The sequence below is a fragment of the Nocardiopsis lucentensis DSM 44048 genome (genome assembly GCF_000341125.1).
Classification (GTDB): domain Bacteria; phylum Actinomycetota; class Actinomycetes; order Streptosporangiales; family Streptosporangiaceae; genus Nocardiopsis; species Nocardiopsis lucentensis.
The window spans coordinates 1-9,335 of record NZ_ANBC01000274.1; the positions used below are offsets into that span (position 1 = coordinate 1).

5 protein-coding genes and 1 pseudogene are annotated in these 9,335 nt (G+C 72.1%); 2 read left to right on the plus strand and 4 right to left on the minus strand.

Translation table 11 applies throughout. The annotated features are described in order from the left end of the window. The first annotated feature begins 345 nt into the window (after positions 1–345). The gene (locus D471_RS0109240) at positions 346–2,748 is read left to right on the plus strand and encodes a Tex family protein (RefSeq protein WP_017598358.1); all 2,403 of its coding nucleotides are present in this window, start codon (positions 346–348) and stop codon (positions 2,746–2,748) included. 42 nt (positions 2,749–2,790) lie between these two features. Here the strand turns inward: D471_RS0109240 and D471_RS0109245 are convergent, their stop codons facing one another. From D471_RS0109245 to D471_RS0109255, 3 genes are all read right to left on the minus strand, one after another. Further along, complete coding sequence (locus D471_RS0109245; protein WP_017598359.1) at positions 2,791–4,818, minus strand: CocE/NonD family hydrolase; 2,028 nt, start codon at positions 4,816–4,818, stop codon at positions 2,791–2,793. Continuing rightward, entirely contained in the window at positions 4,751–6,124 is a 1,374-nt protein-coding gene (locus D471_RS0109250; protein ID WP_017598360.1) for an ATP-grasp domain-containing protein, read from the minus strand. The genes D471_RS0109245 and D471_RS0109250 overlap by 68 nt, the downstream gene beginning before the upstream one ends. 238 nt (positions 6,125–6,362) lie before the next feature. Further along, a complete protein-coding gene (locus tag D471_RS0109255; RefSeq protein WP_017598361.1) occupies positions 6,363–7,838 on the minus strand; it encodes a carboxylesterase/lipase family protein in 1,476 nt (491 codons plus the stop codon). A gap of 161 nt (positions 7,839–7,999) precedes the next feature. Between D471_RS0109255 and D471_RS0109260 the strand changes: the two genes are divergently transcribed. Next, positions 8,000–8,956, plus strand: a complete 957-nt coding sequence (locus D471_RS0109260) for a quinone oxidoreductase family protein (protein WP_017598362.1) — start codon at positions 8,000–8,002, stop codon at positions 8,954–8,956. A 78-nt stretch (positions 8,957–9,034) separates the two neighbouring features. Here the strand turns inward: D471_RS0109260 and D471_RS0109265 are convergent. Continuing rightward, positions 9,035–9,335 (minus strand): annotated as a pseudogene (locus D471_RS0109265) (LLM class flavin-dependent oxidoreductase); the annotation flags it as partial.

Consider the following 9,335-nt stretch of genomic DNA (forward strand, 5'->3'; position numbering starts at 1 on the left):
CACGACAAGTCGACCAAGAAGTGCCAGACCCAGGTGGTCATCCCCGGCCGCTGGACGGGCCAGGCCGGTTCCACCTACCGCCAGTGCATGTGCCAGGGCTACCGGGGCCCCATCCCGCTGGACGAGTACTACGCCCCCGACCTGACCGAGGGGAACAACCCGTAGGGCGGCGTCTCCCCCTCGCTGTGCCACGCACGGCACCCATCCTCAGGCCGCCGCCCTCCGTGGCACCGAGGACCGGGCCGTGTGCGGGAAGCTGGGACACGGACCGCTCCGGGATGACAACCGTCCGTCCCGCCGCGACAATGGCCCAGCACCGAAAAGCCAGAGAGTGGACGCTTACCAGTGACGACCCCTGCGACACCCACGATCGACCAGCGCATCGCCGAGGAAATCGGCGTGGGCGCGCACCAGGTCACCTCCGCCGTCGAACTCCTCGACGGCGGATCGACCGTGCCCTTCATCGCCCGTTACCGCAAGGAGGTGACCGGCGGGCTGGACGACGCCCAGTTGCGCACGCTGGAGGAACGCCTGCGCTACCTGCGTGAACTGGCCGAACGCCGGACCGCGATCCTGGAGTCGATCCGGTCCCAGGGCAAGCTGGACGAGGAGTTGGAGGCGCGCATCAACGCCGCCGACTCCAAGGCCCGTCTGGAGGACATCTACCTCCCCTACAAGCCCAAGCGTCGCACCAAGGCCCAGATCGCGCGTGAGGCCGGGCTCGAACCGCTGGCCGAGGGTCTGCTGGCCGACCCGTCGCGGGACCCGCAGGAGTCCGCCGCCGCCCACGTGGACGCCGACAAGGGCGTGCCCGACGTCAAGGCCGCCCTGGACGGAGCCCGCGCCATCCTCGTCGAGCGCTTCGCCGAGGACGCCGACCTCACCGGCCTCCTGCGCGAGCGGTTGTGGAACCGGGGCCGCCTGGGATCCGCCGTCCGCGAGGGCAAGGAGGAGTCGGGCGCGAAGTTCTCCGACTACTTCTCCTTCTCCGAGCCCCTGACCGAGCTGCCCTCGCACCGAGTCCTGGCCCTGTACCGGGGTGAGAAGGAGGAAGTGCTCACCCTCAACCTGGAGCCGGAGGAGGCACCCGCCGAGAACCCCGACGGCACCACCCCCCGCAGCTCCTACGAGGACGCGATCGCCCACCACTTCGGCGTCGTCGACCGCGGCCGCCCCGCCGACCGCTGGCTTCAGGACACCGTCCGCTGGGCCTGGCGCACGCGCATCCTGGTCCGGCTGGACATCGACGTGCGCATGCGGCTGTGGCAGCGGGCCGAGGACGAGGGCGTGAACGTCTTCGCGGCCAACCTGCGCGACCTGCTGTTGGCCGCGCCCGCGGGCACCCGCCCCACGCTGGGCCTGGACCCGGGTCTGCGCACGGGCGTGAAGGTCGTGGTCGTCGACGGCACCGGCAAGGTGGTGGTGACCGACACGATCTTCCCGCACGCGCCGCGCAAGGACTGGGAGGGCTCCCTGGCCACGCTGGCGCGCCTGTGCGCGGCACACGGTGTGGAGCTCGTCGCCATCGGCAACGGCACGGCCTCGCGCGAGACCGACCGCCTCGCCGCCGACCTGCTCAAGCGCCACCCCGAGCTGAAGCTCACCAAGGTGATGGTGTCGGAGGCGGGCGCGTCGGTGTACTCGGCCTCGGCCTACGCCTCCGAGGAGCTCCCCGACCTGGACGTGTCCCTGCGCGGCGCCGCCTCCATCGCCCGCCGCCTCCAGGACCCGCTGGCCGAGCTGGTCAAGATCGACCCCAAGTCGATCGGCGTCGGCCAGTACCAGCACGACCTGGCCGAGGCGAAGCTGTCGCGCTCGCTCGACGCGGTGGTGGAGGACTGCGTGAACGGTGTGGGCGTGGACGTCAACACCGCGTCGGTCCCCCTGCTGACCCGGGTGTCGGGTGTGACCTCCACACTGGCGCGCAACATCGTCGCCCACCGCGACGCCAACGGCCCCTTCCGGAGCCGCGAGGAGCTGCGCTCGGTCCCCAGGCTGGGTCCCAAGGCCTTCGAGCAGTGCGCGGGCTTCCTCCGCGTCCCCGGCGGCGACGACCCGCTGGACGCCTCCGCCGTGCACCCGGAGGCGTACCCGGTCGTGCGGCGCATCCTGGACCGGGTCGGCACCGACCTGCCGTCCCTGATCGGGAACAAGGCGGCCCTGTCCAAGGTCCGCCCCCAGGACTTCGTCGACGACACGTTCGGTCTGCCGACCGTCACCGACATCCTCGCCGAACTGGACAAGCCCGGCCGCGACCCGCGCCCCGCGTTCACCACCGCGACCTTCAAGGAGGGCGTGGAGAAGCTGGAGGACCTGGAGCCCGGCATGATCCTGGAGGGCGTGGTCACCAACGTGGCCGCCTTCGGGGCGTTCGTGGACGTGGGCGTGCACCAGGACGGCCTGGTCCACGTGTCGGCGCTCTCGCACAAGTTCGTCGAGGACCCGCGCGACGTGGTCAAGCCCGGTGACGTGGTCCGGGTGAAGGTCCAGGACGTCGACATCCAGCGCAAGCGCATCTCGCTCACCATGCGTCTGGACGACGGGACGGGCTCCGGCGGCGGACGCGGTGACCGCGGTGACCGCGCGGGCCGGGACGAGCGCGGCGGACGCGGTGAGCGGCGCCGTGGGGGCGGCGGCAACGGCAACGGCCGCCGGGGAGGCGGCGGCCGCGGCAACCGGAACGAGCGCGACAACGCGCCGTCGGGCGCGATGGCCGACGCCCTGCGGCGCGCCGGCCTGACCAAGTAACCCCCTCCGCTCGGTGACCGGGACCGCCTCTCGGGGTCCCGGTCACACGTGGTCTCGGGGGATCACCGAGGCGAAGATCCTCGTCATCACGCGCCTGTCGCCCTCATAGGCGTCGAGTGTGGCGTGCACGTGGAAATCGGTCTCCGTCGACGTGAGCACCGTGCGGGTCCTCGTCTCCACGGACCAGTCCCCGCGGGCGAAGCCCATCGTCCAGTCCGTCTCGCCCCTGACGGTGCCGTAGTCGTCGCCGACCCAGCTGTAGATCTCCTCCGCCCGCCGGGTCACCTCCAGGCCGATGTCGTCGAAGCGCACCGTCCCGAGGTCCTTGACCACGTTCAGCGAGGCCCGGTAGTGCACGAGGTCATGAGCCAGGTCCCACCGGTGCTCCGGCGGCGAGAGCTGGCTCGTCGTGACCGGGGCGGTGCCCTCGGGCTCGCCGAAGGCCGCCACCGGAGGATCCTCGGCGCCGGTCAGGCGCACCGGGAGCAGCACCCTCGTGTACGTGCCCGGGTACACGGCGAGCCGCACCGGCTCGGGCGAGGGCCAGGCGAGCGGCCAGTACGAGGTGGAGACCGAGATCCGGATCCGGTGTCCGGGCGGGAACGCCTGCGCGACGCCGTTGAGGGTGACCGAGACCCGGTACCTGCGCCCGGGCACGAGTTTCCCGGGCGCCTCGTGGCCGTCGGCGTGCGTGAGGTTGAGCAGCCCGTAGGTGACGCGGGTGGCCTCCCCGCCGGGGGTGACGTCGTTCAGGCGCACCGCGACCATCGCGTCGGGCCGGTCCACGGAGAGTTCGAGGTCGACCACCGGCGACCCCAGGATCTCCAGCCGTTCCGGGAGCGGCACGCTGTCGAAGACGATCGAACCGCCGTCGTCCTCCCTCTGGTCGTGGGGCAGGTCCGGAGGCGCGTTGTAGGAGCACCACTTGCCCGCGTGCTGCCCGGTGGACAGTGGTGAGGACAGGGTCAGGACGGTACCGTCACCGGGTTCCTCCCCCTCGCCCAGCACCCGGCCGTGCCCCAGGGAACGGGACACGGGCACGATCGCCGACGAGGGCCACTCCTCCGCTCCGACCCAGCGCCCCGGCCGCTCGTCGTAGGAGGTGGAGGGCGGCACGCTCTCCTGCATCCACGCCCGCAGCATGGGCACGTCCATCACATCGTTGTCGATGTCCTTGAGCCAGCGGTCCCACCAGCGCACCACCTCCTGGAGGAAGCCGATGGCGGGTCCGGGCTGACCCAGGTGGGGGTACTTGTGCGACCAGGGACCGAGGAGTCCGAGCCGCGGCACGCGCAATCCCGACAGGAGTCGGAACACGGCGTTGGAGTAGCCGTCGGCCCACCCGCTGACGGCCATCACGGGCACCTGGACCGCGTCCAGGTCCTCGGCGACCGACCCGTGCCTCCAGTAGTCGTCACGGTGCTGGTGGCGCAGCCACGTCTCCAGCCAGAGCCCGCTGTGCTCCAACCGGTCGTGCCACATGCGCCGCCACCGCTCACCGACCAGCGCCGGGTCGGGAGGGCAGGAGTTGTAGGCGAACATGGTGGAGGCCCAGGAGAGGTTGTCGACGAGCAGGCACCCGCCCATGTAGTGCACGTCGTCGGAGTAGCGGTCGTCGGTGGAGCAGGCGGTCACGATCGCGCGTAGGCTCTCGGGGCGCCGTGCCGCGACCTGGAGGGCGTTGAACCCACCCCAGGAAATCCCCATCATGCCGGTGCGGCCGTCGCACCAGGGTTGGGCGGCGAGCCAGGCGAGCACCTCCTCAGCGTCCAGGAGCTCCCGTTCCAGGTACTCGTCGGTGAGCACGCCCTCGGAGTCTCCGCTGCCGCGCAGGTCCACCCGGGCGCACGCGTACCCGTGCCCGGCCATGTAGGGATGGTGCACCGAGTCGCGCTGCGCGGTGAGGTCGCGTCTGCGGTACGGGATGAACTCCAGGACCGCGGGCACGGGGCGCTTGTCGCTGTCCGCTGGGCGCCAGAGGCGCGCGGCGAGCCGGGTGCCGTCACTGAGCGGGATGAGGACGTGAACGTCCTCGCGCACCTCGTTGGGCAGTTCGCTGACGGTTCTCATCGTCTCCGGGTCCTCTCCGCGGTCGGTCCTCTTCCTCGACGCCCACGATGGTGAAGGACAGTTCCCGCGCACAGGCGTGGAACTCGCGCTCGCACTCCTCGGCGTCCCGCCCCACCACGAAGACGTCGGCGAGTTCGAAGCTGTAGCTGTCCTGTATCGGCAGCTCGGAGAGCCAGCGGCCCGCACGCGCGGTGACCTCCACCCTCGCCCCCGGGACCCGTGCCTCGGCGCGCGCGACGTCTTCCGGCGCGGGGACGGCGGACAGGAAGCCGTCGCGGAAACTGCGCACGAACCACTTGGCGGCCATCGCGCCCCTCCCCTCACGCTCCAGGACGGGTTCCTCTCCGAGCGCGATCCGCAGGGCGATCTCGTGGTTGGACACCCCGCGGACGAATTCGAAGAGCCGGGCGTGTGACTGGGAGTGGCGGGGGTTGATCTCCAGGAGCGTGACGGCGTCGGTCTCCGGGTCGTGGAAGTACTCGACGTTGAAGGTCGTGTCGTCGAGCCCGACCCGGGTGATCACCCGATCGGTCAGATCGAACAGGCGGTCGCGAACCCACTCCGGCGCCCGTGACGGGTACTCGTAGCACAGGAAGCTCGGCGTGCCGGGGTAGAGGAGGGAGTCGACGAGCGCGTAGGAGTGGGGCACCCCGTCGCGGACGTAGCCCTCGACGGTGAGCTGGTCGCCCGTGGCCTCCTCCTCCGCGAGCCCGGCCGTGCCACCGACGGAGCGGATCGCCGAGGGCGCCCGGATCTGGTCCATCACCCACTGGAAGGGCGCGCCCACCCGTGCGGCGCCCTCCCTGATCCGCCCGACCGCCGAGGCGTACTCAGCGCCGTCGGTGACGCGGAACGCGAGCTCGGACGAGAAGGACTTCACGGGCTTGACCCACAGCGGGTAGGAGAGGCCCTCGGGCTCGACGGGGGACCGGAGGTCGATCACGGCGAACCTCGGCACCGCCTCGGGTACGGCGGCCCGCTGCTCCAGGCGGCTCCAGTACTTGTGCTCGCAGCGGACGACGGCCTCCAGGGGCGCGCACGGTAGTCCGCGCGGTCGGCACAACAGGGGTACGAGTGAGCTGACCGGGAAGTCCCAGAGGCCGATGACCGCGTCGACCGGGCCGTCGAAGGAGTCCAGGCGCCGAGAGGCGAGCGAGAGCAGAGCGGGCATGTCCATCTCCCGCTCCTGGCCGATCTCGTCGAGATCGAGCAGGGTCAGGAACCGATAGTCCCCGGCTCCCGGCAATGCGCGTAGTATCTCGCGGTTCGGCTCGTCCAGCCCCACGACAAAGACGTTCGCGGTCATCGCTCACCTCCGGTGGACGCTGCGATCCCCGACCGTCCTCATCAAGCGTCCTACCGGGGATCCAGCGCACCGAAACACCGTCGTCGCCCTTCTCGACGGCGGCTTCACCGGAACCCGCGCACCCGCGCGCGTGGTGCGCGGGCACTTTCCACAAGCTTTGCCCGGTGCCGTGGCGCGCCAGCCGCCGGAGGCTCGTCCGACAACGCCCCGGGGGCACGGCTCCCCGGGGCCGCACGGCCTACCTGGGGTCGAAGGACACGTCCGCCCACAGTCGGCGCACGGGCGAGACATCGTCCGGGTGGAGGTCGTCGACGAGGTCCCACACCCTGACCGGTGTCGCGTCGGCGGTCACCCGGGGCCAGCCGGGGTCGCCGGAGGAGGCGAAGGCGCTCCACGCTCCCGAGAAGCGATCCGACAGCGACCGGTGGGCGTCGGTGACCGTGTCGTCCAGCAGGAACCGGGCCAGGTCCGACTCGAGCGTGCCGAAGGCGAAGGGCAGGTCGAAGGCGTGACACGCGCCGAGCCTGCCCTCCATGACGGTCGTCTCGGCGGCCAGGCGGAAGACGTGCGACCGCCCTCCCCCGGCGGCGTGGGCCTCGGCGAAACGCACCGTGTACCGCGAGAACAGGGCGTCGCCCATGATCTCGTCGTAGAGCTCCGCCACCGAGGCCTTGGGGTGGATCGCCCGGTAGTCGTCCACCGCGCCCTCCGGCAACCCCGCCCTGACGGCGGCCTTGGCCAGTGCGGCCTCGTCGTCGGCTCCGGCGCCGCCCAGACCGGTGAACAGGCGGTATTCGTGCGTGTTGTGGCCGATCAGCAGGTCCACGCCGCGTGTGACGCCTTGGGCGGCCGCCCTGAGCGGAGCGACCGGGAGGTCCGCTCCGCCGACCACGGGCGCGTAGCACGTGAGCGTCCCGGGACGGCGGCGCAGGACCTCGTCGGTGGCCGCCAGGATCCGTTCCGGTGGCAGGGCGGCCAGGGCTTCGGGGTCCAGCGGCGCCCCCGCCGCGTCGGCGACCCGTTCGGAGACGGCCAGCGCGGACGCCCGGCTCACCATGTCGGAGGGGACGCTGTGCGCGATGGCCCTGTGGAAGAGCCCCCGCGCCAGGGGCGAGGCCATCAGGCACACGACCGCGCCCGCGCCCGCGGACTCCCCCGCGACCGTGACGTTGTCCGGGTCCCCGCCGAAGGCGGAGACGTTGTCGCGGACCCAGCGCAGGGCGGCGATCTGGTCGAGCATGGCCCGGTTGTCCGGACGCCCGGGCACGTGGCCGTAACCCTCGAAGCCCAGACGGAAGTTGACGCTGACCACGACGAGACCGCGCTCGGCCAGCCGGGTTCCGTCGTAGATCGGTTCGGCGGCGGAGCCGACGATGTAGGCACCTCCGTGGAACCACACGAGGACGGGCGCGCCCTCCCCCGGGCGGGCGCCGGTCCACACGTTGAGGGTCAGGCAGTCCAGTGAGGTCTCCGAACTCCAGGGGCGCGCCCCCACCATGCCGGGGGTCTGCGGAGCGGGCGGACCGAAGTCGGCGCAGTCGCGCACACCCTCCCACTCCGCTCTGGGGCACGGTGCGGCGAACCTGTTCTCCCCGAAGGGCGGGGCCGCGTAGGGCAGCCCCCGGAAGACGGTGACGCCCCCGTCCGCGGAACGGGGTGAGGGTGTGCCCCGGACCCGTCCCGCCTCCGTCGTCACGATCCGCTCGTCGTCCACGTGTGGCCTCCCGTTCGGCGTTCGACCCCACTTTCCTAACAACGTCAGGTTTAGTGCGCAAGGGTCGCGTGGGCACGATGCCCATCCCGGGGGTGACGTGCCCACCCATGCGACGCGTGACATACCATCCGGTCGGTACGTCCCTATGAGCGGAGGCCATCATGCGCGCCATCCAGATCACCGAGTTCGGCGGACCCGAGGTCCTGACCCCCACCGAACTGCCCGACCCACAGCCGGGTCCGGACGACATCCTCGTCGAGGTGTCCCGCGCCGGGGTCAACTACGCCGACACCCACCAGGCGGAGAACAGCTACCTCGCCCCCTCCTCACTGCCCATGGTCCCCGGCGGGGAGATCGCCGGACGCACCGCCGACGGGCGCCGCGTCGTGGCCCTGACCGCGTCGGGAGGCTACGCCGAGCGTGCCCTGGCCACCCCCGGCACGACCTACGACATCCCCGACGACGTCTCCGACGAGGCCGCGCTCGCGCTGATCGTCCAGGGGGCCACCGCGTGGGTCCTGCTGCGCAGGAACGCGCGGATGGAGCCGGGCGAGTCCGTGGTCGTGCACGCGGCGGCGGGCGGGGTCGGCACGCTCGCGGTCCAGCTCGCCAAGGCCTTCGGGGCGGGCCGCGTCATCGCGGTGGCCAGCAGCGAGGCCAAGCGCGACCTGGCCCTGGAACTGGGCGCCGACGCCGTCGTGGACTCCGCGGCGCCCGACATGACCGAGGCGCTGATCGCCGCCAACGGGGGCCGCCGCGTGGACGTGGTACTGGACATGGTCGGCGGCCGGGTGACCGACGAGAGCGTCCGGGCCCTGGCGCCGTTCGGCCGCCTCGCCTTCTACGGCATGGCCTCGCGTGAGGAGCCCAAGGCCGTGAGGCTGCCCAACCTCATGCGCTTCTCCACCACCGTGAGCGGGATGTGGCTTCCGCACGCCTGGCTCCTGCCCGGCGACGTGGTCGGCCAGGCCATGGCGGACATGTTCGCGATGGTGGCCGACGGACGCCTCCGGCCGATCCTCAGCGGAACCTACCCCCTCTCCGAGGCGCGCCGCGCGCACGAGGACCTGCGGTCGCGCGGCACCGTCGGCAAGCTCACCCTGGACCCGTCGAAGTAGCGTCCGGGCGCGGAGGCCGGCCCCCGTGACGGGGCCGGCCACGGCGGCGGACGAAACCGGGGTGACGGCCCGCCCCGCTCACCCCCGCTCGGCCCGCACGGCCTCGCGGACGGCCGGGGCCACCTCGGCGGCGAACCGCCCCACCTGGGCGACCGGGTCCGTCGCCGGGCCGAACACGAACGTGTCCATGCCGTACTCGACCACCAGCTCGGTGAGCTCGTCCACCCACTGGTCCGCCGGCCCCTCCAGGAACCCTCCGGAGGGGCCGGCGGTGATGGTGCCCCAGACGTTGTACGCGCGCCGGATCGACGCCGGGTCGCGACCGGCCTCGGCCGCGCCCGCGTCGATCCGCGCGTGCATGTCCCCGAGCTGGTCGGGG

Coding starts and splice junctions, on each gene's coding strand:
- D471_RS0109260 (WP_017598362.1), top strand. CDS start 8,000: ATGCGCGCCATCCAGATCACCGAGTTCGGCGGACCCGAGGTCCTGACC.
- D471_RS0109250 (WP_017598360.1), bottom strand. CDS start 6,124: ATGACCGCGAACGTCTTTGTCGTGGGGCTGGACGAGCCGAACCGCGAG.
- D471_RS0109245 (WP_017598359.1), bottom strand. CDS start 4,818: ATGAGAACCGTCAGCGAACTGCCCAACGAGGTGCGCGAGGACGTTCAC.